At 72.3% G+C, this 22,110-nt stretch carries 20 protein-coding genes and 1 tRNA gene; 7 read left to right on the forward strand and 14 right to left on the reverse strand.

All coding sequences use genetic code 11. The features are described from left to right. Positions 1 to 167: 167 nt before the first annotated feature. The gene (gene hemL, locus Q5761_RS11630; protein ID WP_318750674.1) at positions 168 to 1,493 is read right to left on the reverse strand and encodes a glutamate-1-semialdehyde 2,1-aminomutase; all 1,326 of its coding nucleotides are present in this window, start codon (positions 1,491 to 1,493) and stop codon (positions 168 to 170) included. Positions 1,494 to 1,567: 74 nt separating this feature from the next. On the opposite strand from hemL, the gene Q5761_RS11635 reads away from it, so the two are divergent. Further along, complete coding sequence (locus Q5761_RS11635) at positions 1,568 to 2,572, forward strand: prolipoprotein diacylglyceryl transferase (RefSeq protein WP_318750675.1); 1,005 nt, start codon at positions 1,568 to 1,570, stop codon at positions 2,570 to 2,572. A 77-nt stretch (positions 2,573 to 2,649) separates the two neighbouring features. On the opposite strand, the gene Q5761_RS11640 is transcribed toward Q5761_RS11635, so the two are convergent. From Q5761_RS11640 to Q5761_RS11655, 4 genes are all read right to left on the reverse strand, one after another. Further along, positions 2,650 to 3,306, reverse strand: coding sequence for a helix-turn-helix transcriptional regulator (locus Q5761_RS11640; RefSeq protein WP_318750676.1), 657 nt, complete (start codon positions 3,304 to 3,306; stop codon positions 2,650 to 2,652). A 74-nt stretch (positions 3,307 to 3,380) separates the two neighbouring features. Then, positions 3,381 to 3,611, reverse strand: a complete 231-nt coding sequence (locus tag Q5761_RS11645; protein WP_318750677.1) for a hypothetical protein — start codon at positions 3,609 to 3,611, stop codon at positions 3,381 to 3,383. Between the two features lie 120 nt (positions 3,612 to 3,731). After that, complete coding sequence (locus tag Q5761_RS11650; RefSeq protein WP_318750678.1) at positions 3,732 to 4,103, reverse strand: hypothetical protein; 372 nt, start codon at positions 4,101 to 4,103, stop codon at positions 3,732 to 3,734. Between the two features lie 264 nt (positions 4,104 to 4,367). Then, entirely contained in the window at positions 4,368 to 5,651 is a 1,284-nt protein-coding gene (locus tag Q5761_RS11655) for a DEAD/DEAH box helicase (RefSeq protein ID WP_318750679.1), read from the reverse strand. Positions 5,652 to 5,751: 100 nt separating this feature from the next. Between Q5761_RS11655 and Q5761_RS11660 the strand changes: the two genes are divergently transcribed. The 4 genes from Q5761_RS11660 (at position 5,752) to Q5761_RS11675 (ending at position 11,234) form a co-directional block, all read left to right on the forward strand. Continuing rightward, positions 5,752 to 6,501, forward strand: coding sequence for a helix-turn-helix domain-containing protein (locus Q5761_RS11660; RefSeq protein WP_318750680.1), 750 nt, complete (start codon positions 5,752 to 5,754; stop codon positions 6,499 to 6,501). 15 nt (positions 6,502 to 6,516) lie between these two features. Beyond that, positions 6,517 to 7,608 (forward strand): tyrosine-type recombinase/integrase, encoded by a 1,092-nt coding sequence (locus Q5761_RS11665; protein ID WP_318750681.1) that lies wholly within the window; start codon positions 6,517 to 6,519, stop codon positions 7,606 to 7,608. 1,316 nt (positions 7,609 to 8,924) lie between these two features. After that, a complete protein-coding gene (gene pruA, locus Q5761_RS11670) occupies positions 8,925 to 10,475 on the forward strand; it encodes an L-glutamate gamma-semialdehyde dehydrogenase (protein WP_318750682.1) in 1,551 nt (516 codons plus the stop codon). A gap of 267 nt (positions 10,476 to 10,742) precedes the next feature. Beyond that, the gene (locus Q5761_RS11675; protein WP_135224499.1) at positions 10,743 to 11,234 is read left to right on the forward strand and encodes a Fur family transcriptional regulator; all 492 of its coding nucleotides are present in this window, start codon (positions 10,743 to 10,745) and stop codon (positions 11,232 to 11,234) included. A 10-nt stretch (positions 11,235 to 11,244) separates the two neighbouring features. Here Q5761_RS11675 and Q5761_RS11680 read toward each other — a convergent pair whose 3' ends face one another. Both Q5761_RS11680 and Q5761_RS11685 read right to left on the reverse strand, forming a co-directional pair. Further along, positions 11,245 to 12,180 (reverse strand): S1C family serine protease, encoded by a 936-nt coding sequence (locus Q5761_RS11680; protein ID WP_318750683.1) that lies wholly within the window; start codon positions 12,178 to 12,180, stop codon positions 11,245 to 11,247. A 110-nt stretch (positions 12,181 to 12,290) separates the two neighbouring features. After that, a tRNA-Arg gene (locus tag Q5761_RS11685) sits at positions 12,291 to 12,365 on the reverse strand. 840 nt (positions 12,366 to 13,205) lie between these two features. Between Q5761_RS11685 and Q5761_RS11690 the strand changes: the two genes are divergently transcribed. Together Q5761_RS11690 and Q5761_RS11695 are read left to right on the forward strand one after the other, a co-directional pair. Further along, on the forward strand, positions 13,206 to 13,658 hold the full coding sequence (locus Q5761_RS11690; RefSeq protein ID WP_318750684.1) for a hypothetical protein: 453 nt from the start codon (positions 13,206 to 13,208) through the stop codon (positions 13,656 to 13,658). Positions 13,659 to 13,669: 11 nt separating this feature from the next. Then, a complete protein-coding gene (locus Q5761_RS11695; RefSeq protein ID WP_318750685.1) occupies positions 13,670 to 14,248 on the forward strand; it encodes a hypothetical protein in 579 nt (192 codons plus the stop codon). Positions 14,249 to 14,413: 165 nt separating this feature from the next. Here the strand turns inward: Q5761_RS11695 and Q5761_RS11700 are convergent, their stop codons facing one another. The 7 genes from Q5761_RS11700 to Q5761_RS11730 form a co-directional block, all read right to left on the reverse strand. Further along, a complete protein-coding gene (locus Q5761_RS11700) occupies positions 14,414 to 14,869 on the reverse strand; it encodes a hypothetical protein (protein WP_243123667.1) in 456 nt (151 codons plus the stop codon). Between the two features lie 78 nt (positions 14,870 to 14,947). Beyond that, the gene (locus Q5761_RS11705; protein ID WP_135224502.1) at positions 14,948 to 15,691 is read right to left on the reverse strand and encodes a hypothetical protein; all 744 of its coding nucleotides are present in this window, start codon (positions 15,689 to 15,691) and stop codon (positions 14,948 to 14,950) included. Further along, entirely contained in the window at positions 15,688 to 16,719 is a 1,032-nt protein-coding gene (locus Q5761_RS11710) for an ArsA family ATPase (RefSeq protein ID WP_318750686.1), read from the reverse strand. The genes Q5761_RS11705 and Q5761_RS11710 overlap by 4 nt, the downstream gene beginning before the upstream one ends. 190 nt (positions 16,720 to 16,909) lie before the next feature. Next, positions 16,910 to 17,926 carry an ArsA family ATPase gene (locus tag Q5761_RS11715; protein ID WP_318750687.1) on the reverse strand — a complete coding sequence of 339 codons (1,017 nt, stop codon included), beginning with the start codon at positions 17,924 to 17,926 and terminating at the stop codon, positions 16,910 to 16,912. An 82-nt stretch (positions 17,927 to 18,008) separates the two neighbouring features. Further along, entirely contained in the window at positions 18,009 to 18,311 is a 303-nt protein-coding gene (locus tag Q5761_RS11720; RefSeq protein ID WP_318750688.1) for a hypothetical protein, read from the reverse strand. Between the two features lie 102 nt (positions 18,312 to 18,413). Beyond that, entirely contained in the window at positions 18,414 to 20,186 is a 1,773-nt protein-coding gene (locus Q5761_RS11725) for a carbon starvation protein A (protein WP_318750689.1), read from the reverse strand. A 916-nt stretch (positions 20,187 to 21,102) separates the two neighbouring features. Continuing rightward, entirely contained in the window at positions 21,103 to 22,074 is a 972-nt protein-coding gene (locus tag Q5761_RS11730) for a hypothetical protein (RefSeq protein ID WP_135224507.1), read from the reverse strand. Positions 22,075 to 22,110: the final 36 nt, after the last annotated feature.

Below are 22,110 nucleotides of genomic sequence, written 5' to 3' on the forward strand. Positions count from 1 at the left end.
GTAGGGCAGCCCGCCCGGATGGGGCGCTGCGCCCGTGGGCTCGCGCCGGCCCCGTCCGCCCGCCGGCGCCCTCGGCCGGTGCCGCCCGGCGGCGGCGGTCCGGGCGCCACGACCCGCGACCGCCCGCGCGACGGCGGGGGTGGCGCGGCCGCCCCAGCGCCTGGCGCTCACCCGCGGGCCCGGCGCAGGGCCCGGGCGTGGGCCTCGATGGTGAAGTCGATGTCCGGATCGGCGTGGGCCAAGGAGACGAAGGCGGCCTCGAAGGCCGAGGGTGGCAGGTAGACGCCCTCCCGCAACATGCCGTGGAAGTAGCGGGCATAGAGCTCGGTGTCGACCTGCCGCACCTCCTCCAGGTTGCGCAGGGGCCCGGGGTGGAAGAAGCCGGTCCACATCGAGCCGACCCGCTGGACGCAGTACGGCACGCCCTGGGCGCGGGCCTCGGCCTCCAACGCCGCCACCAGCCGGGCCGTCTGCCGCTCCAGCCGCTCGTAGGTACCCGGCTGGCGCAGCACCTCCAGGGTGGCCAGGCCCGCCGCCATGGCCAGCGGGTTGCCCGCGAGGGTCCCCGCCTGGTAGACCGGCCCCGCCGGCGCGACGCGCTCCATGACGTCGCCGCGGCCGCCGTAGGCGCCGACGGGCAGGCCGCCGCCGATGACCTTGCCCAGGCACGTCAGGTCGGGCTCGATGCCGAAGAGCGCCTGGGCGCCGCCGTAGGCCACGCGGAAGCCGGTGATCACCTCGTCGAAGATCAGCAGCGCCCCGGCCTCCCGGGTGAGGCGGCGCAAGGTGGGCAGGAAGTCCGGCAACGGCGGCACCACGCCCATGTTGCCGGCGATGGGCTCGACGATCACCGCGGCGATCTCCTCGCCGTGGCGGGCGAAGAGCTCCTCCACCGCCTCCGTGTCGTTGTACGGCAGGACCCAGGTGTCGGCGGCGGCTCCCGCCGTCACCCCCGGCGAGGCGGGCAGGCCGAGGGTCAGCGCGCCGGAACCGGCCTCGGCCAGCAGGGCGTCGGCGTGGCCGTGGTAGCAGCCGGCGAACTTGACGATCTTGTCGCGCCCCGTGTACGCCCGGGCGAGGCGCAGGGCGCTCATGGTCGCCTCCGTGCCCGAGTTGACGAAGCGGATCCGCTCCATGGAGGGGATCGCCGCGGCGATGGCCTCGGCCAGGGCCAGTTCGACCTCGGTGGGCGCGCCGTAGGCGGTGCCCCGCAGGGCCTGCTGCTGGATGGCCTCGACCACCGCCGGGTGGGCGTGCCCGAGGATCAGCGGTCCCCAGGCCATCACGTAGTCCACGTAGCGGACGCCGTCCACGTCCGTCAGGTAGGGTCCCTTGGCCCGATCGACGAACCGCGGCGTGCCGCCCACCGCGGCGAAGGCGCGCACCGGGCTGCTGACGCCGCCGGGCAGGAGCTGGCGGGCCCGTTCCCAGAGCTCCCGGGATCGGGCCACGCGGCGCGGATCCTCGGCGCGGCGCTGGTCCCCTGCGTCCATCGGCGCCCTCCTTTCGGGATGAATGGTACAATGACGCCGGTTCGTCCGCCAGCGCAGCGGGAGGAGGGCGCCCCGTGGAGGTCAACTGGGATCCCGTGTTGATCCAGATCGGCCCGCTGGCCATCCGCTGGTACGGCTTCTTCATGGCCGTCTCCATGGCCGCGGGCCTCTACGTCCTGGTGCGGGACGGCACGCGCCGGGGCTACGACGAGGACTTCCTCTACAACGTCAGCGCGCTGATGATCGTCGGCGGGATCGTGGGGGCGCGGCTGGTCTACGTCCTGACGAACCCGGCCGACTACTTCGCCCCCGGCCGCTACGGCGAGATCATCCGCGTGGACCACGGCGGGTTGTCGCTGCACGGCGCCCTGCTGGGCGGCGCCCTGGCGGGGTGGTGGTACGTCCGCCGGCGCCTCCCGGACGCGCCCTGGGCCCACTTCCAGCGCCTCCTCGACCTGGCGGTGCCGGGCGTGGCCATCGGCTACATGCTGGTGCGCATCGGCAACATCTTCAACGGCGAGGTGCTGGGCAACCCGACCACCGCGCTGCCGTTCCCCCGGCACCCGGTGCAGCTGTACGCCTCCGCGGCGGGCCTGGGGCTGCTGCTGGTGCACAACCGGCTGGCGCGGCGCCGGCCGCCGGCGGGCTACCTGTTCTGGAGCTTCCTCTACTACTATCAGTGGTGGCGCGTGGCCGTCGAGGAGACGGTGCGCGACGCGCCCATCGCCATCCCCGTCTACGCCAATCCCGCCTACGGCATCGAGGTGCTGACGGTCACCCAGGTCACCACCTGGCCGCTGCTGATCCTGGCCTGGTGGATGCGCCGGCGGGCCCTGGAGGACGGCCTCGCCCCCGCCGTGCCCGCGGCCGCGGCGGACACCGCGGAAGCGGTGGGGGACGAGGCGGCGGGCCCGGAGGCGGGCGGCAAGGCCTCCGTCCCCGCAGGCGGGCCCCCCACCCTGGAGGACGCGCCGGAGGGAACCGGGGGCCGCCGGGCACCGGAGGAGGACGCCGGCCCCGGGGTCGCGGAGGGGCACCCGTCGGATCGGCCCGGGGACGAACCCGCACGGCCGCGATGATCCGGGGCCAAACGGCGCCGTCGCGATGCACCGGGGCCGAATCCCCACGGCCGCGATGCGCGCCCCGGCCGACCACCTCAGCGGCCGGCATCCCCGCCGCGGTCCCGGCGGGTCGGTCGGGCCTGGGGGTCGCCGTCGCCGGATCCCGCCTCGCCGTGGGGGACCGCCTGTCCGCACCCGTCGCCTTCCGGGGAGCGCCCGGCCCCGCCGCCTTCCGAGGAGCGCCCGTCGCCCCGTGCGGGGCCGGCATCGGCCGCCGTCCCGGCGGCCGATGCCGGCCGCTGCTCGCGTCCGACGGGCTCGGGCGTCGGCGGCCGGGGGCGCGGGTAGGCCGAGCCGCCCGACCGCTGCCGACCGCCCGCTCCCGCCCGGGTCCGCCGGGTGAGGCCGATCCGGTCGAGGAACTCGGTCAGGGCGAGGATCTGGCGGTCGTCCAGAGTGACCAGCCGCTCGCACGCCTCCACCAGCGCCGGCCGGTCCAGCAGCTGGCGGGCCAGGGCCGCCAGCCGCGGGGGCAGCACCGCCTCCAGGTCCAGCTCGTCCGCCAGGAAGGCGGTGACCGGCACCTGGTAGAGCGCCGCCAGCTCCCGGAGGGCATCGAGGCTGGGCTGGCGCTCGCCGCGCTCATACTTGCTGATCGTGCTGGAGTCTGGGGCGGTGTTGACTCGACTGCGTAGAGTTGCTAGAATCGACAGTGCCGAAGGGACAAGGCTTCGCCGGGTCCGCGTCGCCAACGGAACGTCCCGAACCGACGGGTGATTGCGCCGAATTCGCAGTCTTTTCGCAGTCATCGGGCCGCCGGTTGCAGTCAGAAGGGTGCCTCGACGGGGGTCGGGTCATGGTCCAGCTCTTCCAGCGCCTTGCGAATGCCGTCCGCCAGGCGCTCCGCGTCCTGGGGCGAGAGGATCACCGACGCCACCGAGCTGCCGGACTCGGGGTCATGGAACGTGACGTGGACGCCACGCCCGAACCGATCATTGTACGGCTGGACGCCGATCGACCCGCCGAGGATGTGGCGGAACGTGTAGATGCTAATCATCTGCGTTCCCTCCTTCCGCCTCATCGTGTGAGAATGAGGCCGAACGCCTCGCCGCTGTGCTGGATGAGGGATGCCGCCGCCACCGCCGTGACGAAGACCGAGACCGCGAGGACAAGCATGTCACGCGGGCGCACTGTGATCGTCCTCCTCCACGAGCTCGGGGTACGCGCCCCGGTCGAACGCGAGCACGAAGTCTTGCACGCCCTTCGGAATCGGGGAGATGGAGGCCCCGATTCTGTCGTAATTCGCGGCGAGGAGACTCACCTCGATCTCCCGGTCGGTGACCGACACGCTGGCATCGATCTCCAGGGCCTCCTCAAGACGCGCCCGCAGGTACCGGGCAACGGGACACTCCTCGGTGTGCAGGCGGATGCCGCGAAAGCCGCCCTCCTTGAGCCGCTTAGCGACATCGTTCGGCGTTTCGCCAAGGTACTGGAGCGTCTTCATCACGAAGGCCCGAAGTTTCGTCGGCGTGATCACCAGGACCTGCATGGGCTCCCCCTCCTTTCGTCGAGTCGATCCAGTCGATCCGACCGCCAACGGACTTCGACCCTGAGACCGCAAGACGGGCACCGTGCCGGGGCCTGGACGACGTGGCGGGTCACGCGCACCGGTGCGATGACCACCAATGTCGTCCGACAGACCGGGCACAGGCCCTGTGTGGCGATGATGGTGACGTTCATGGTGTCCCCTCCTTTCCTGCCACGGCCTGTGCCGGATATTCCATCACCTCCTTTCAGGTTGTCCCAGTTGAGTCTATCCAATGGCACCGAGAGTGTCAAGCCCGTCGACTTGGATCGGGTACGTTAAGGTTCTGGGCTTTGCGTGCAGGGCGTCCACGACGGCGATAAAGCCCTCCTTGTGGTGGGTGATGGGCCGGAGCCGACGCCGGAGCCGTGCCGGGAGCAGGTGTCGTCTCGACGCCCACCAGACCGCGTGCGTTTTCGGGTCCCGCCCGACGAAGAGCTCGATGTTCCCGCTGACGAGCAGGACGCGCACCGCCTCGTCTGTCTGGAATCGGTCGGCGGCAGCCTGCCGCTGGGGCGGCGTGTGATCGCCCGTGATCGCCACCGAGCCGATCCCCCGGGCTTGCAGCTCCTCCCCGAGCAGGCGGACGAAGCCCTTGAAGGTCGAGAAGACCAGGATCTTCTCGTCGGGATGGTCCTCGATGAACTCCAGGATCGCATCGGTCTTCGCGCCCCGCACGGACCCGCCGACGAGCCGGGGGTCGAGGGCGAGCTGCTGGAGCCGCAGGAGCCGCGTCAGGGCGTTCTGGGCAACCAGCACCTCATCACCCAGGTCCGCGACGTAGAGCTGGCGCATCTGCTCGTACTGGCGGCGCTGACGCGGGGAAAGCTCCACCCGCAGGACCTCCTCCAGACGCGGCGGCAGGTCGATCACGGAGCCATCGCGCATCAGCATGTACGCCGAAAGCTCCCGGCGCAACGCCTCTTCGTCGATCACGCCGACGACCCGCGTCGCCACGGGCCGCCCGCCCGCGACGACGGTCTCCTGGAGGCAGTGCCGGTCGACCCACCGCCAGTACGACCGGAAGGTCTCCGGGTCGACCGCGTGCAGGAGCGGCCACAGCTCATCGGGCCGGTTCAGAAGCGGCGTCCCGGTGAGCAGGAACACCACCGGCACGCGCCGGGCCAGGCGGAAGATCGCCCGCGTCCGCTGGGCCTTGCGGTTCTTGATCCGATGCGCCTCATCGACAACCAACGCGTCCCACCGCGTATTGAAGAGCGGCCTCCGCACCACCACCTCGTAGTTCGTGACCGTCCACCGGGCTCCAGGCTTCAGATCGTTGCGCGTGGTGAGGATATGCACGTCGCCCTCCGACCAGAGGCCGATCTCCCGCGCCCAGTTGTGCAGAAGCGTCTTCGGGGCGACGACGAGCACCCGTCGGCATCCCAGCCGATCACACGCGCTGATAGCCTGCGCCGTCTTGCCCAGCCCGACGCGATCGGCGAGGATCGCCCGCCGCTTCGACGCCAGCCATTCCGCTCCTTCCACCTGATACGGACTCAGCGTCGGCAATCCCACCACCTCCGGCGTTCAAGTCGATTCTATCGACTCGCTTCGGTATCTGTCAACGAGTGTTGACATCCTCCCGTTGACTCGATATACTGACGGCGCCATGGTCGAAGAACACCTGCCCGGTGACCACAAGCGAAAGCAGGCCCTCGCGGCTCGGCTCAAGGCGATCCGGGAGAGCTACGGGCTTCGCCAGGCCGACATGGAGCGGATCGCGTCGGAGCTGACCCACGCCCGCATCCGGCAGTGGGAGCTCCCGGACCTGATCCGCGCCAAGCCCCGGCTGGCGTCCCTCGTCATCCTCTCCCGGGCCTTCGGCTACCCCTACGAGTACTTCTGGCCGCCGCTGGCCGAGGATCGCTACGAGCTCGACCCGGGCGCCATCCGGGACGAGCTGATGGCGCTCTCCGAGAAGCTGCGGGACCGGGGTCTATCCAAGGAGGAGACCGAGCGCTATACGCAGCTTTTGGAGCTGGAGCAGCGCCTAGCCTCCCAGCGGCACCTCGGGCAGTTCGCCCGGCCCCACCTGCACCTGGTCTGCGTCCTGGACGAGTTCTACGAGCGTCCCGAGCACCTGCCCAAACCCCTCGACGCGTGGGCCGGGGCCTGGGTCATGCCGGTGCCCGGGGCAGAGCCGACGGACCAGGTGTACGCCTACTGCCTGCCGACCGACTCCGGCCTACCGGCGGGGACGTGGGTCCTCTTCCGCCCGCGCTTCGACGGGCGGGTCGAGAGGGGTCGGTGGGTCTTCGGCAACCGGCGCGGGACGCCTTACGTGGGCCGGACGGCTCCCGACGACCCCGACTTCGTGGTGATCGGCGAAGTCCTGCTCGTCCTCTACCAGCCGCGATAGGCCGCAACGAAGGGGGTGGCTGCCATCGCTTCGCGGCGTCGGGTCCCCGGGGAGGGGACCGTCTACTTCCACAAGGGCCGCAACCAGTGGGTCGCCCAGCAGACCGTGGCCGGTCGGCGGATCACGGCCTACGGGCGTTCCGCCGCCGAGGCCCGGCGCAAGCTCCAGGCGAAGCTGGAGCAGAACGTCGGCACCGTTCACAGCGACATGACGCTGGAGAGCTACCTGCGCCGGTGGGTTGCCTGGCGGCAGGAACGCGGGGAGCTTCGCCACGAGTCGATCACGAACTACGCGCAGCTCCTCCGGCTCTACGTGATCCCCTACCTGGGCGGCGTCAAGCTCCAGGAGCTCGGCACCGCCCACGTCGACGCGCTCTTCACCGAGCTCATCCGCCGCAAGCTCAGCCCGGCGACGATCCGGCGGGTGCGGAGCGTCCTGGGCCAGGCTCTCCGGCAGGCCGTCGTCTGGGGTGTCCTCCGGGCGAACCCTGTGGAGCCGACGCGCACGCCGCCCGTCCGGCGCAAGGAGCCCGACGTGTGGACGCCGGAGGAGACGCGCAAGTTCTTCGACGCGATCCGGGGCGACTGGCTCTACCCGCTCTTCTACACCGCCGTGACCACGGGGATGCGGCTTGAGGAGCTGATCGCCCTTCAGTGGCAGGACATCGACCTGGAGGCGGGGACGATCACAGTCCGGCGGGCGCTCAGCTTCAACCGGCAGGTCAAGCCGCCGAAGACGCCCGCCAGCAACCGGACCATCGCCATCCCGCCGGATACGGTCGCCATCCTCCGCGAGCACAAGCCCCCGGAGGCGAAGCCGGAGGATTGGGTCTTCACGAACCGCGCGGGGCGCCCGTGGTCCCAGGCGAATCTCTGGGAGGCGTTCCGCACCCGATGCACCTGGGCGGGCATCCGCCCCATCCCGCCCAAGAACCTCCGGCATCTCCACGCGACGCTGCTTTTGCGGGCTGGGGCCGACCTTGCCACGATCGCCAAGCGCCTCGGTCACACGGGCCTTCAGGTCGCCGCCCGCCACTACATCCGCATCACCGAGGACGCCGACCGCAAGGGCGCCATCCCGCTCGACGACCTCCTGGCCGACGCCTGAGCCTCACCCCACCCCCCCCCCCCCCCCCCCCCTCGGTATCTTTGTCATCATCGTCCTCACCGTGATGACAATGATCCGCCGGGTGCCCGGAAACCCGCGCCCGGCAAGGCTTTCTCGGCTCCCCAGCCGGAACTTTGTCACGTGACAAAGATGTGATGACAATAATCCCGGGCGGCGAAGAAACCCGCACCAGACAAGGCTTTCTTCGACCCGGGCGACGAAATCCGTAAATTTGGGCCAAATAATCACGAAACCCGACGTGCCCGCCCCCCGACCATCATCATCACTACCCCCCTATAGGGGGGTAGTGATGATGATGGTCGGGGGGTTCGACGGATGCACGTCGGCCGGGCTGTTGACAATCTCCCGTTGACGGGTTTTCGTCGCCGGGGCGGGATTACGGTTCGCACGCTGCGAAAAAGAAAGGCCCCGGGACGTGCCCGGGGCTGATCCCGCCACCCTGTGATCGGGTCTGGCGGCCCTGGGGTTGGGTTCGCCGTCGGACGTGGGGCCTCCTTCCATCGCAGTCATTTCGCAGTCAAACCGCCCTGGGAGGCCCCGCCCGACAAGGAACCATGGGCCTCTGGTGGAGCAGTCTGTGCTGATGGTGCTGAAATGGAGCCCCGTGCGCCGCTCCACCTCGTAGATGCTGAGGTTCCGGCTCTCCCGGATGCGACGCAACCGCCCTCCCAGGTCGTCCACCACGGTCCCTCCAGCGCCGCGCCGCGGTCGTCGGGGCGCCGACGTCGTCCCGGTTCCGGCGCCGGTTGCCGGTCGAGCCCGCTCGCCCGGCGCGGGCGGCTCTGGCCCCGGACCCCGCGCCGCCGGATGGGATCCGGTGCCGGCCGGCGCTCCCTGCCAACGATTCCGGTTGCCCCGGGGGCTTCCTATAGCCGGATCGGATACCTTGGATCCGTCCATATCCGCCCAGGCTATCCCGTACGGACGCCCATGCCCGGCGGGCCGTCCCCCGCCGGGCCGGTATCGGGGGCGCGCGGGCGCGCCGGCGGCGGTCGCGGGGGATCCAGCCCGATCCCGTGAGGCCGGTTCGTCCGGCTCCGTCCCGGCCACCGGGCCGTCCTGCGCATCGCCCCGGCAGCCCTGCGGCAGGGATGCCACCGCGTCCTGTCAAAGGGGTTGCGCGGCTCGCATTGCGCGGCCCCGCGCCCCGCCCACCGTCCGGACCGCGCCTTGTCGAAGGGGTTGCGCGGCCCCGGACGCCGGCGAGGCTGCCGCGCCCCGCGGGCGGGCGGCGTCCCGCGCATCGACCGTGGCGGCGGATTGGCAAGGTATCGACGGAAGGAGGAGGGGACGCGATGGCGGTGCCGGAGTTCCGCAACGAGCCGCTGACGGACTTCTCCCAGCCGGCGGCCCACCAGGCGATGACCGAGGCCCTGGCCCAGGTACGGGCCCAGTTCGGCCGGCACTATCCCCTGTGGATCGGCGGCCGGGCGGTGGACACGCCGGAGCGCATCGTCTCGTACAACCCGGGCCGCAAGACGGAAGTGGTGGGGACGGTGGCCCGCGCCACCCGCGAGCACGCCGAGCAGGCCCTGGCCGCGGCGTGGGAGGCCTTCGGCCCGTGGAGCCGGCTGCCCGCGTCGGCCCGGGCGGCGGTGCTGTTCCGCGCGGCGGCCATCATGCGCCGGCGCAAGCTGGAGCTGGCGGCGTGGGAGGTGTACGAGGCGGGGAAGACGTGGCCGGAGGCCGACGCCGACGTGGCCGAGGCCATCGACTTCCTCGAGTACTACGGGCGCCAGGCGCTGCGGCTGGCCGAGCCCCAGCCGGTGACGCCGCTGGCCGGCGAGTTCAACGAGACCTTCTACATCCCGTTGGGCGCCGGCCTGGTGATCCCGCCGTGGAACTTCCCGCTGGCGATCCTCACCGGGACCACCGTGGGCCCGGTGGTGGCGGGCAACACGGTGATCCTCAAGCCGGCCAGCAACACCCCGGTGATCGGCGCCAAGTTCATGGAGATCATGATCGAGGCCGGCATCCCGGCGGGCGTGATCAACTTCCTGCCCGGCCCCGGCCCCGAGGTGGGCGACTACCTGGTCGCGCACCCGCGCACCCGGTTCGTCAACTTCACCGGCTCCATGGAGGTGGGCCTGCGCATCTACGAGCAGGCGGCACGGCGGCAGCCCGGCCAGATCTGGCTGAAGCGGGTGGTCGCCGAGATGGGCGGCAAGGACGCCATCGTCGTCGACGAGAGCGCCGACCTGGAGGAGGCGGCCAACGGCATCGTGGTCTCCGCCTTCGGCTTCCAGGGCCAGAAGTGCTCCGCCTGCTCGCGGGCCATCGTGGTGGACGGCGTCTACGACGAGGTCCTGCAGCGTGTGGTGGAGAAGACCCGGCAGCTGCGGGTCGGCCAGGCGGACGACCCGGCCACCCAGGTGGGGCCCGTCATCGACCAGGCCGCCTTCCAGAAGATCATGCGCTACATCGAGATCGGCCGTGGCGAGGGCCGGCTGGTGGTGGGCGGGCAGGGCGACGACCGGGAGGGCTACTTCATCCAGCCCACCGTCTTCGCCGACGTGGACGGCCGCGCCACCATCGCCCAGGAGGAGATCTTCGGGCCCGTGGTGGCCTTCATCCGCGCGCGGGACTTCGACCACGCCCTGGCCCTGGCCAACGACACCATGTACGGCCTGACGGGGTCGGTGTACGCCCGCGACCGCTACAAGCTGGAGCGGGCGAAGCACGAGTTCCACGTGGGCAACCTGTACTTCAACCGCAAGTGCACCGGCGCCCTGGTGGGCGTCCACCCCTTCGGCGGGTGGAACATGTCGGGCACCGACGCCAAGGCGGGCGGGCCGGACTACCTGCTGTGGTTCATGCAGCCCAAGTCGGTGTCGGAGAAGCTGTAGCGCCGGGGAGACCGCGCGGCGGGGCGCACGGTCCGCGACGGGCGGCGGCGGCGAAGCGCCGGGGCGGGGGCGACGGCGGTCCGGCGGACGCCGGCCGGGGCCGGCAACCGGGACGCGCGCCCTCGCCCCGTCCCGCTGGCGCGGTCCGCTTTTGACGGGGGATCGCCGGGACGCCTATAATGACGATACCGGTTGTCTCTTTAGAATGGCTATCGAATACGAGGACAAACGGGGGCGGCGCCCCCGCCGGATCCAGGGGTGAGCCCGGTGACCATCCGCAAGATCCTGGAGACGCTGGCCCAGCACCGCTACCGGCTGACGTGGCAGCGGTGGGCGGTGGCGGCCGCGGTGGTGGTGAACCAGGACCGGCTGCTGACGGCGGAAGAGCTCTACGCCCAGTTGAAGAAGGACTATCCCGACATCGGCCTGGCCACGGTCTACCGGACCCTGGACCTGCTGGTGGACCTGGGGCTGGTGGACCGGGTCCAGGTGGGCGAGGGCCCGACCAAGTACAGCCTGCGCAACGCCGACGTGGAGGTCCACCAGCACCTGGTCTGCGAGTGCTGCGGCGAGGAGACGCCGCTGGACGACAAGCACCTGGAGCCGCTTTGCAAGCATCTCTCGCACATCAGCGGCTACCAGATCTCGGAGATCCACGTCAGGGTCACCGGGATCTGCCCTCGCTGCCGGACGGCGGCGCGCCAGGGCGCGGGCAGGTCCGCCACCGGCGGCGATCAGGCCGCCACCGCCGCCCGATGAGGGCCCCGGTTCAGGACGCCGAGGCCAGACGCGGGATCTCCTCCACGGGGAACTCCAGCTCGATCAGCTCGCCGCCGCGCAGGATGGTCAACTTGGCGCGCTCGCCCGGACGCCGGTAGGCGAGCACCTTGCGGATGCTGCCGGCGTGGACCACGGGCTGGTCGTCGGCGCGCACCACCATGTCGAAGGGCTTGATGCCCGCACGCTTGCCCGGTCCGTTGTCCGCCACGTGCCCGACCACCAGGCCGCGATCGACCGGCAAGGCGAACAGCTGCGCCAGCGCGGGATCGACGACGTCCGGCTGGCCGGAGAAGCCCAGCCACGGATGGGTGGCCCGTCCGAACTCGATGATCTGGTTGACCACCCGCCGCACCACGTCGCCCTGCACCGCCAGGTTCAGCCCGTGGGACCAGGGGATGCCGTTCATGCCGGCCACGCTCCCATCCAGCAACACCAGCGGTCCGCCCGTGTTGCCCGGGTGCATCGGCGCCTGGGTGACGATCAGGCCGTCCACCGGGATCCGGTCCGGACGGTACAGCGTCATGTCCACCGTGCTGATGATGCCCAGGGTGGCGTTGATCTGCAGGTTGAGGGGATATCCCACCGCCACCACGAACTGCCCCACCTGCAGGTCCGCCGTCGGCCGCCAGGCCGGCAGGGGGCCGGGGAAGCGCTCGGCGAGGCGCAGGACGGCGATGAAGTAGACGGGATCGCTGCCCACCACGTCGGCGTCGACCTTGGTCCCGCCGGGGAGCGTGACCACCACCTCGGCCGCGTCGTCCACCGTCTGGGCATTGCAGATGACGTGCCAGTGGTCGAAGACCAGGCCGGTGCCGAAGGCCGTGGTCTGCCGCTTGCGGTCGGTCCCCGCCACGTGGACCAGGAAGGGCCGGACCTGCTCCAGCACGCGGACGATGGCGGTATCCCATGCCAGGGGCTGCATCATGTCCATCGCCTCGACCCCGATCGGGCTCCCAGGCCTCCGATGGCCTGCGACGGCCGCCAATGAACCAAGGGGCGGCGCCCGGCCTCTCGTACCGGTCACCGCCCCGGATGTGCGCCCGGCAGGAATCGAACCTGCGCAAGACGTGGCTCCGGAGGCCACCGCTCTATCCGCTGAGCTACGGGCGCATGCGCGCCACCGCGCGCTCGTCGCACCTGTGATTATACTGCGCGCGGCGCGCCCTGCCAAGGGCTCGCGGTCCCTCGGCCGCAACCGGTCCGGCGCGCGCGGCACGCCGGCGAGGACCGCCTCCCAGGGCACTCACGGCATCCCCGACGGCGCCGCAACCGGTCCGGCGGTGCGCGGCACGCCGGCGGGTGACGCCCAGGGACCTGCCCGGGACACCTGCCCGGGACGGTGCGGACGCGGGGCCCCGCGCCCGCGGTCGCACCGGCCGGCACCGCCAGCCGCGGCCGGGCACGGGCCGGTGGCTGAGCCCCTGACGCCCGCAGATCTCGCAAACAGGCAGCTTGTGGTGCCAGCCGCGGCCGGGCACGGAGCGGCGGGTGAGCCGCCACGGGGCCCAGCCGGTGCCTTGCACGGGCCCACAGCGCCCGCCGCGGTGGATCGATGCCGCGGTCTCGGAGCACCGGTCCACGCGCTCTCGCCTGGGGCTGCAGGGAGAGGAGGGACGACCGCCGAATCCCTCCCCACGCGCCGGGCGGCGGCACGCGCCGGCCGCGGCCCAGCGGGCCGCGGCCGGCTGGCGTGGTCACGTCGCCCGCCGAGCGCGCGCAGCCGCCTCGCGGCAGGTGCGAGCGCCGCCGGTGGAGCCGGGCCAGGCGCCTGGGCGGTCCAGGGGAGCCGCCGCCGGACGGCGTCCGGCGCGCCCGACGTCCGGCCCGGGCGGCGTCCGGCCCGCCCCTCGCGGGCCGGGTCCGGCCGGCCGCCGTCCGGCGTGGGCACCGCGTCCGTCGCTCCACGGATGCACCCGGGGGGCGCACACCGCGGTCAGGAGGGTGGGTGCCATGACGGGGACGAACGCAGCCCGCTCAGCCCATGGCGCGGCCGACCGCCAGGGAGCGAGGCGGCCCGCCGCCGCCGAGGGCGCGGATCGCGGCGGCGCCGACTCCCACTCGTCGCACCCCCACGACACCCGAGACGACGTCCTCTTGCGTCGCTGGGGCGAACCGCGGTTCCACGGTTGGCTCAGCCGTCGCCCCACCCGCTTCTTGGACAAGGTGAAGCAATTCCTCTGGGGGTTGCTCTTCTTCGAGTGGTACCACGAGCTGCGCCACGTCCGCTCCCGCTACAACGACGTGATGAACCTGATCCTCTTCGGCGAGATGCTGGGCATCCCGTTGATGAACTCCTCCATCGGCCTGCGCCTGCTCCCCTACGCGCTGCCCGACCTGCACGCCTGGAAGCACCGCCAGTTGGAGGAGCCCGTGGTCGAGGAGCATGCGCCGCACATCCACTGAGGTGACGGACGGTGAGCGATCCGCTGCTCGACCGCATCGCCTTCGCCGTCGCGGTGTTCCTGGTGTTCTGGCTGATCGGCGGCCGGCAGTGGAACCGGCGGCGCGCCGTCCAGTTGGCGCGGGCGGCGCGGGACGCCATGCGGCTCCTGGGCGACGACGTCCGCGTGCAGCCCTTGGGCGGCGGCACGGGCGGCTTCCTGATGGAGGTCGGGCGGCCCGGCGCCGGCATCCGTTCCGCCCAGCTGCTCTGCCTCTTGGAACCCCGCGACTTTCCGCTGGCCTGGGCGTGGACGCGGTGGCGGGGCCGGCGGGACCAGTTCATCCTCAAGGTCGAGGCGGCCCAGCCCCTGCGCCCCGCCCGCCTCCAGGGACAGGGGCGGCCCGTGGGCGGGTTTGACCTCCGGCGCCTGGTGCTGGCGGCCACCCAGGCGGCGAGCCCCCAGGTCCAGGTGAGCTTCGGCGTCGCCCCGGGCGAGGAGGGTGACATCGCGCGGGCGGTCGCGCTGGCCGCGGGGCTGGCGAGGGGAGAGCTCCAGCTGGCCGGCCGCGAGGGCGTGCCCCCTGGCGGCCGGGGCGGCACGGAATCCTGACCCGTGCGGCGGTGGCCGGCGCCAGGCGGCGGTGGCCGGCGCCGGGGCCGCCGTCGGCGCCCGGGGCCGCCGGGCCTCGGCCACCGCCGCGCGCCGCGCGCGGGCGCGGGCCCGCACGCCGCCCACGGGGGTGGGCGGCGTGCGGGCCCGCGCGGACACCTCGGCTCACGTGCCGCCGTCACGGGCAAGGCATGCCGCCAGCCATCGGTCGAGGACGCCGTAGTCGTCGTCCACCCGCACGCAGCGACCGCCCACCACCACCGCCATCTCGTCGCTGCGCAGGCGGTGCCGGACCGCCAGCCAGGCACCCCGCAGCGACGGCAGCGGCACCGTCACCGGCTCCACCTGGTCGCCGAAGCGGGCCGCCAGATGCCGCACCAGCTGCACCAGCCGGCGCTGGCGGTCGCGCTCGGGCGCGGGGTACTCCCGCTCCTGATCCGCCGGCCCCTCGAGCCCGCAGGCCAAGGCCCATGGCATGGCTCGCGGGCACAGCTTGAAGTACAGGGGGAAGAGCCCGACGATCTCGACCCGCAGCGGTCTCCCCCTGCGCCCTGTCCGCCGCCGGCGTCCGGTGCGCCCCGCGCCGTGCCGCCCGCGCCGGGCGACATCGGGTGCGACCACGCCCCTCGCCCCCTCCCCGCAAGGATCGCCGGCCGAACCCACCCCACCGGCCCCAGGGCCTGGACGGTGCCCTGGCGTTCAGTGGCACCGCCAGCCGCGCACGGCGGCCTCCCAGGCCGCCTCCACCTCCGACTCGCCGCTCCCCGGCGCCGCCTCCAGCCGCACCGCGATGCGCCGCTTGGTCTCCGGGCAATCGACCACCAGCGCCCGCGCGGGGTGCCATCGTCCAGGGAAGCCCCGTCGCACCGCCCCCCGCGCCCACCAGCCGCGGTGACCGGCCAGTTCCAGCGTCCCATCGGTCGCGGAACGCGAGAGGAGACGCGCCGCCGGGGACGCCACCGGCCCTTCGCCAGCGCGATCGACGGCCGCTCGCGGGCGGACGTCCAGGAACAGCTCGACCCGCGCCGGCAGCCGACGCCTGCCGCCTCCCTCCCCGCGTCGCGCGACCCGGGGGGACGCCGCCGTCGCGGTCCGCCCCTCGGCCCCCCCGTCCGATCTCCCGTCCCCCGTCCGCTGGACTGGGCGGCCGGCACCGGCGACCTCGGTTCCCTGTGCCGCCCCGCCCCGGGAATCCCCGGGCCCGGACCCGGTCCCGCCGGCGGTCGCCGCGAGCCACCAGTGACCCCGGGCGGCGGTGGCCCAACTGATGCCGTCGCGCACCGCCCAGCGGTCCACCTCGGGCGGAAAGGCGCCGTCCCCCAGCCGCCAGCCGGCCGGTACGCCCAGCAGCAGGAGGTTGCACGTGCCGAAGACGACGCTCCGCACCGCCAGCAGGTAGGGGCAGACCGCGGACGTCCCCTCCCCCGGGCCCGGGCCGTTCACCCCGTCACCTGGGCCAGCGCCCAGTGCTGGTCGGGGTCGAACAGGTCGTCCACCGCCTGCTTCAGTGCCTCCAGCCCGTGGACCTCGCTCTTGTAGAGGGGCATGTAGGCGCGAACCAGGTCGCCCAGCTCCCGCTGGATCTGCTCCAGGTACCCCGCCTGCTCCTCGTACTTGTTGCGCAGGTACTCGTCCTCGCTGGCCCGCTCCACCTCCTCGCCGCGGATGACGCCGTTGACCAGCACCCCGCCCACGGGGATGTCGTAGGCCCGCACCATCTTGATGAACCGCGTGACCACGGAGATCGGCAGGGCCAGGGGCAAGGTGACGAAGAAGAAGGCGGTCAACCGGGGGTCGACCAGTAGCTTCTTGACCGCCTTGAACCGCTCGTCCATGGCGATCAGGTCCGCCAGCATCGGATCCTTCTTGACTTCCTCCATCACCTTGTCCTTGCGGAAGCTGAGCTGCACCCGCAGGGAGAGCGCCTCCTTGCGCGACTCGATCATGCGCTGCAGCCACAGCCCGTAGATCTTGGACAGGCCGATCAGCCGCACCGCGTTGGCCACCGCCGCCGTGTCGAAGACGACCATGTCGTACTCCTGGCCCTCGCGCAGCATGATGTCGACCATCTTGTCGAACATGGCCGACTCCTCGAAGGCGGGGTTGGTCACCGCGATGTCGATGAAGGGCTTCGCGTCCACCGGGATGTCCGCGTACTTCAGGAATTCTCGCACCCGCTGGGCGATGTTCTCGCGGTAACGGGCCACCACGTCGGAGGCGTCGACCTCCACGGCGTGGAGGTTGGGCACCCCCTGCACCGGCCGCACCTGGCCACCCGAGAGGTCCTGCCCGAACACCGACGTCAACGAGTGGACGGGGTTCAGGCTGGCCAGCAGCGTGCGCTTGCCCTGCTCGGCGAAGTGGTACGCCAGCACGGCGGCGCAGATGGTCTTGCCCACGCCGCCCTTGCCCCCGGTGAAGACGAACTTCAGATCGGGATGCCTCTCCAGGAAGGCGCTGATGTGCTCCACCCTCGTTCCCCCCTTGCGGACGAACCGGCCGCGGCCGCGCCGGCCGGCGAGGCCCGCCGGGCCCATCGCACCGGGCATCGGCGTCCCCCGGCGGCACGGCTGCGGCCGGTGGCGGGTCCGGCCGGCAGCGGTGCCCTGGCCCCTGCGTCGGGCGCCCCACGGTCCGGCGGGCCGACGCGTCCCGGGCACCTCACGCCTCCAGGGCGATCTCGCAACGCATCAGGTACCGGGACGCCTGCTCGATCATCGCCAAGCCCTTGGGCTCGCGGGTGAACATCGGCACCACCGCCTGGACCCGGTCGCCGAACTTGCGGGCGATCTCCGCCAGGTGCTCCTGCTGCATCAGGACGCGGTTGCGCAGGTACTCGGAGGTTCCCGGCCGGTCCAGGAGCTCGCGCGGATACACCTGGTTGACCACCAGCCCCGACATCTCCATCCCCAGGGCGTTGAACATCGCCAGGGCCCGCTCCGTGTCCAGGATCGCCATCTTCTCGGGGATCAGCACCATGAAGAAGGCCGTGCGCCGCCGATCGGTGATCAGATCGGTGAAGGCCTTGATCTTGTTGCGGATGTCGATGAGCTCCTGCATCACCGCGTCTTCGTGGCCCTTCTCGCCCTTGAGCGTGGCGGCGATGGCGTCGTACTCGGCCACCTTGGAGCGAGCCTCGGTGATCTTCTCCACCCACTTGGAGAGGATGTCGGCCATGGCCACCATGCGCACGCCGTGGCCGAAGGGCGGCATGTCGAAGATGTAGATGTCGTACTGGTGCGCGGCCACGAGCTCGGCCATGGCGTCGTAGGTGGCCGACTCGTACATCGCCGGCTCGGCGGAGGTGGAGTCGATGTACTCCTCGATCTCCTTGGGCACGGCGTCGAGGCCGTACATGTCCTTGATCTTCTGCTTCACCGACGCCTGGTACTCGGCCACCCGCCGGTCGGCGTCGATCTCCACGACGAACAGGTTGGGAGCCACCTCGATCTCGCCCAGGCCGTAGAAGTTGCGCTCGAAGATGTCGCTGAGGGACGCCTGGGGATCGGTGCTGAAGAGCAGCGTCCGCTTCTTCCTCACCTGGGACATGTACCAGGCCAGGGACGAGCTGGACGTCGTCTTGCCCAGTCCGCCCTTGCCCGCGAAGATGACGACCTCCACGTCGGGGTGCGCCTCGAAGTACGCCTCGAGACCCCGGGGCCGCACCAGGGTGGGCATGACCGCTTCCTCCCTCCCGCGTCCCGTCCGCCTTTCGCGACGCCTGCCGCGACGCCCGCGCGGCGATGGCCGCCGGCGCCCCTCAGTAGATGGCGTCGGTGAAGTCGCGCTCGCGGAAGACCCGCTGTTTCCACGACTCGATGTTGGGCACCGCGTAGGGCAGGATCCGCAGGCTGTAGTAGGGCGGCAGCACGGGGATGCCCAACATGTCGCCCAGGGTGATGAACATGAACAGATGTTCCAGGTGCATGCGCGTGCGCAACGCGGCCGTCACGTTGCCGTGGCTGGCCATCCCGTAGAGCACGCCGCGCAGCTTGGTGAGGAAGCCGCCCTTCTGCTGCGGACCGCCCGTGTCGGCGCCCGCTGGATCCTTGCGTCCGAACATGCCTCGCTTCCCCTCCCTCTGCGACCGTCGCAAGCCCCGCCGGGCTGGGCCGGGGTGCCGGCTGCTCGAACCCCGCCAGCCCCCCGGCCCCCCGCGCGCGGGTCAGTCGCCCGGGGCCGCCTGCGGCTGGGCCAGCATGCCGGCCTTGGCGCGGCTGTACGCCTGCAGGGTCAGGATCGCCATGCGCAGGCCCAGGACGAACAGCGCCACGCCGATCAGCACCGACGCCCAGTCGATCAGGTTGGCCACGGTGGGCGCCATCGTCTTCAGCGGATCCTGGGTCAGCGTCTTGGCCGGCCCGCCCAGGGCCGCCTGCAGGAACCGGATCGTCTGCACGGCGATGGCCGCCAGGGTGGTGACGATCATGAACAGCGCCGGGAGCAGCGTGTACCGCGTCGGTGCCTTCACCCGCGCCAGGTGGATGGTGATCAGCATCAGGGCGAGTCCCGCCAGCAGCTGGTTCGACCCGCCGAAGAACAGCCAGATGTTGTTCCACGAGCCGCTGACCGCCATGATCCAGGGCAGCAGCAGCCCCACGAAGGTCGACACGTGCTTCTGGGCCAGGATGCCCTCGCCGAACACCTCCACCGACACCAGTCGCCAGAAGCGGGTGACCAGCGCCTGGACGGTGATGGCGTAGATCACCAGCACCGTCCCGTAGAAGACCTGGATGGCCGCGTCGGACATGAACAGACCGAGGATCGGCTCGGTCAGCAGGGTGGCGCCGTAGACCCACGCGCCCACGCTGGCGCCGCCCAGTTCGGCGATCCGCTCGGGGCTCAGCACCATGTACGAGGCCAGGGACACCAGCGCCAGCAGGCCCTCTCCCAGCATGGCCCCGGCGCCCACCGGATGGGCGTCGGGCTCGACGTCCAGCTGCTTGGCCGTGCTGGACGAGCTGACCAGGCTGTGCCAGCCGGAGATGGCGCCGCAGGCGATGGCGGTGAACAGCACGGGCCACATCGGGTTGCCCCCGGCGGCGAAGCTGCCCGCCGGACCCCAGAAGCCCTTCCAGCCGGGCTGCGCCAGGGTCACGCCGGTGATGGGCGTGATCAGCGCGCCGAGCAGGATCACCAGCACGGCGAACATCGCCGGGAAGAAGGAGACGTAGTTGAAGGGCTGGATGAAGGTCGGCAGCGGCAGGATGGACGCGACGTACAGGATGGCGCAGCACAGCGCCGCCCACACCCAGACGTTGAAGTTCAGGGCGCCCTGGGCGCCCAGGTTCAGCCGCACGGCGCGGCCGACCTCCGTGGACCCCAGCCAGAAGGACAGGATCATCAGGACGAAGGCGAGGAGGGTCACGGCGCCCACGTTCATGCGCCGCTTGTACAGCAGCTGGCCGCAGATCACGCCGGTCAGGATGATGCCGACCGTCGCCACGAAGGAGCCCGCGAAGGTGTTCCAGAAGACGGCGATCAGCTGGATGAAGGTCGCCGAGATGATCAGCAGGTAGAACAGGATGAAGCCCAGCAGCGTGCTGCGCCCCGCGGCGCCGGTGAACTCGTAGGTGATGGGGCCGAAGGACCTTCCCTGGTTGCGCACCGACAGCATGATGGACCCGTAGTCCTGGAGCCAGCCGATGAAGAAGTTGCCGAAGATGATCCACAGGAGCGCCGGGACCCAGCCGAACTGCAACGCCACGAAGGGCCCCAGGATCGGGCCCAGCGCCGCCACGCTCTTGTACTGGTAGCCCCACAGCACGTAGCGGCTGACGGGGAAGTACTCCACCCCGTCGGTGTACATGTGGGCGGGGGTGGTGCGGTTGGCGTCGGGTTGCCAGACCGTGCGGTCGTACCACCGCCCGTAGACGAAGTAGGCGATGCCGTAGGCGATCAAAGCCAGCACCACGAACATCGCCGGCGAATTCAGCATGGTCCGCTCCCCTTTCCCCTGCGCAAGGCCGCTGGGAACGACGGCGTCGGCTCCGGCCCCCGGCGCGGGCGTCGCGCGAAGGGTCCAGCGCGGTCACCCGGGACGAACCCGGCCCGGCGGCACTGGCGCGTGACCGGAGCGGGTCGGGGGCCATCGCGGCGGACCGTTGGCGGGCACCGGCGGGGGCACCCGTCCGCCCGCCGCGACGCTGCAGAGGGATGCCGGTGGCGCGACCGCCTTTGGGGTCTGCGGCCGCTGCACCGGCCTGGGATGGGATCCGCTGCGGTCGGGGGATTCGGGACGCCGAGGGGCGGGGCCTGCGTGCCGCAGGCGGCCCCGCCCGCCGGGTGCACCAGCAAGGCACACCCGCGTCCGGTCCCCCACAAGCCCCACAAGACAGAAGGATGGCTCGGTGATGGCTCGGTGTGGACGCAGGCCGCCTGCGGCCGGGATCCGTCGGCGCTCCCCATGCTGTGGGGGGCGGTGCTCCCGGACGGCCGGGACCGCACCCCACCGTTGCCGGCTGGGGCGCGCGGCCTCCACCCGGAGCCCTCCGCCCGACGGCCAGGCGGCCTTCTCACCCCCCGCGCGAGCGGCCGCTCACCAGGCTGTGGTCCCGCCCCAGCCGGGACCACAGCCTGATCGCTTTCCCCCGCCGACGACGGCCAACCGGCAAGGAAACCGGCGTCGTCGCCCGTTCCCGTGGGGAATTTCGTCGGCCGGTGCCACGTTCCTCCTGCCGGCGCCACCGGCTCGGCCGCCACCGGCCCGGGGGCCCGCTGACGAGGGCCGCTCCCGGCGGACGATGGGAGGACCGCGCCGGATTCACCAAGAGATGGCCGCGCCGGACCCACGGTGGGACGGCCGCGCCGGGCGGACGGTGGGCCCGACGAGCCGGGCGCCGCCCGACCTGCCCTCACCCTCCGTCCACGCCCCGGGGAGGCCACAGCCACCAGACGGGCACCCCCGCCAGCCCGGCCGTCGCCCGGGCGGTCGCCGAGGGCGGGGCGTCGGCCACGGGGATCACCACCGGCGCGGGCACGAACTCCTCCAGCTGGCGCAACAGCTCGCTGCGCGCCCGGGTGGCCCCGCGCAGCCAACCCGGTCCCGCCGCGGAGCGGCCGGGCGCGGCGGGCGAACCGTCCCCGGCGGCCGGCGCGGCCGGCGGCGAGGTCGTCCGCAGGCCGGCCCCGGCCGCCGGTCCACCCGGCCCGGGCCGGCCTCGGCCGGCCGGGGCCGGTGTCGTCTCGTCCCCGCAGGCCGCCGCCAGGGCCGCCCGGGGCACGATCGCCGGTTGCATCGCTCCGGGCGCCCACTCCACCACCCGCGCCCAACCGCGCGCCCACAGGCCGGGATGGGCGATCTCGTCCCAGGGGAGCAGGACCCAGCGCGGGCCGCCGCCCGTGGCGCGGCGGCCCGCGCGGGCGAGGAGGGCCCGCAGGTGGTCGGGGTCCCGAACCAGGACGCCATGGAGCCCCTGCCCCCAGAGGGGGGCCACGGCCTCCGGCTCGGCCACGGCCAGCAACACCCGCGGGACGGCGGCGGGCGGCGGGGGCCCGCCGGCCGGGCTGGTGCCGTCCGCCCAGGTGGGCGCCGGGTCGTCCGCCGTGGGGATGCGCGCCCCCGGGGCCGGTTCGTCCAGGGCGGTGAGGTAAGCTATGGCATGGCGAGAGACGGTCGGCGGCGAGCCGGCGGCCTCCACTCCCGCGGGCGGCCCGCTGCGGCGGGACGAGGGGTCCGGCAGGTCCGCCGCCCCCTGGGCCCGGTCGACGCCCGGCTCCGCCGGGACCAGCCACCGGTCGCCCGGTTCCCACGGCACCAGCCGCTCGGAGGGCCGTCCGCGGTCGGCGCTGCCCTCGGGTTGGACGCGTGGGAGAGGGTACGCCATGCCGTCATCCCGTCGGACACCGCCGGAGGACACCAT

It is taken from the genome of Thermaerobacter composti (genome assembly GCF_033582035.1).
In the GTDB taxonomy this organism is placed as follows: Bacteria; Bacillota; Sulfobacillia; order Thermaerobacterales; family Thermaerobacteraceae; genus Thermaerobacter; species Thermaerobacter composti.

Bases quoted from the DNA above. Each gene is read 5' to 3' on its own strand.
- Q5761_RS11645 (WP_318750677.1), bottom strand. From the start codon at position 3,611: ATGATTAGCATCTACACGTTCCGCCACATCCTCGGCGGGTCGATCGGC.
- Q5761_RS11720 (WP_318750688.1), bottom strand. From the start codon at position 18,311: ATGTTCGGACGCAAGGATCCAGCGGGCGCCGACACGGGCGGTCCGCAG.
- Q5761_RS11680 (WP_318750683.1), bottom strand. From the start codon at position 12,180: ATGATGCAGCCCCTGGCATGGGATACCGCCATCGTCCGCGTGCTGGAG.
- Q5761_RS11730 (WP_135224507.1), bottom strand. From the start codon at position 22,074: ATGGCGTACCCTCTCCCACGCGTCCAACCCGAGGGCAGCGCCGACCGC.
- Q5761_RS11715 (WP_318750687.1), bottom strand. From the start codon at position 17,926: ATGCCCACCCTGGTGCGGCCCCGGGGTCTCGAGGCGTACTTCGAGGCG.
- pruA (WP_318750682.1), top strand. From the start codon at position 8,925: ATGGCGGTGCCGGAGTTCCGCAACGAGCCGCTGACGGACTTCTCCCAG.
- Q5761_RS11725 (WP_318750689.1), bottom strand. From the start codon at position 20,186: ATGCTGAATTCGCCGGCGATGTTCGTGGTGCTGGCTTTGATCGCCTAC.
- hemL (WP_318750674.1), bottom strand. From the start codon at position 1,493: ATGGACGCAGGGGACCAGCGCCGCGCCGAGGATCCGCGCCGCGTGGCC.
- Q5761_RS11660 (WP_318750680.1), top strand. From the start codon at position 5,752: ATGGTCGAAGAACACCTGCCCGGTGACCACAAGCGAAAGCAGGCCCTC.
- Q5761_RS11650 (WP_318750678.1), bottom strand. From the start codon at position 4,103: ATGCAGGTCCTGGTGATCACGCCGACGAAACTTCGGGCCTTCGTGATG.
- Q5761_RS11690 (WP_318750684.1), top strand. From the start codon at position 13,206: ATGACGGGGACGAACGCAGCCCGCTCAGCCCATGGCGCGGCCGACCGC.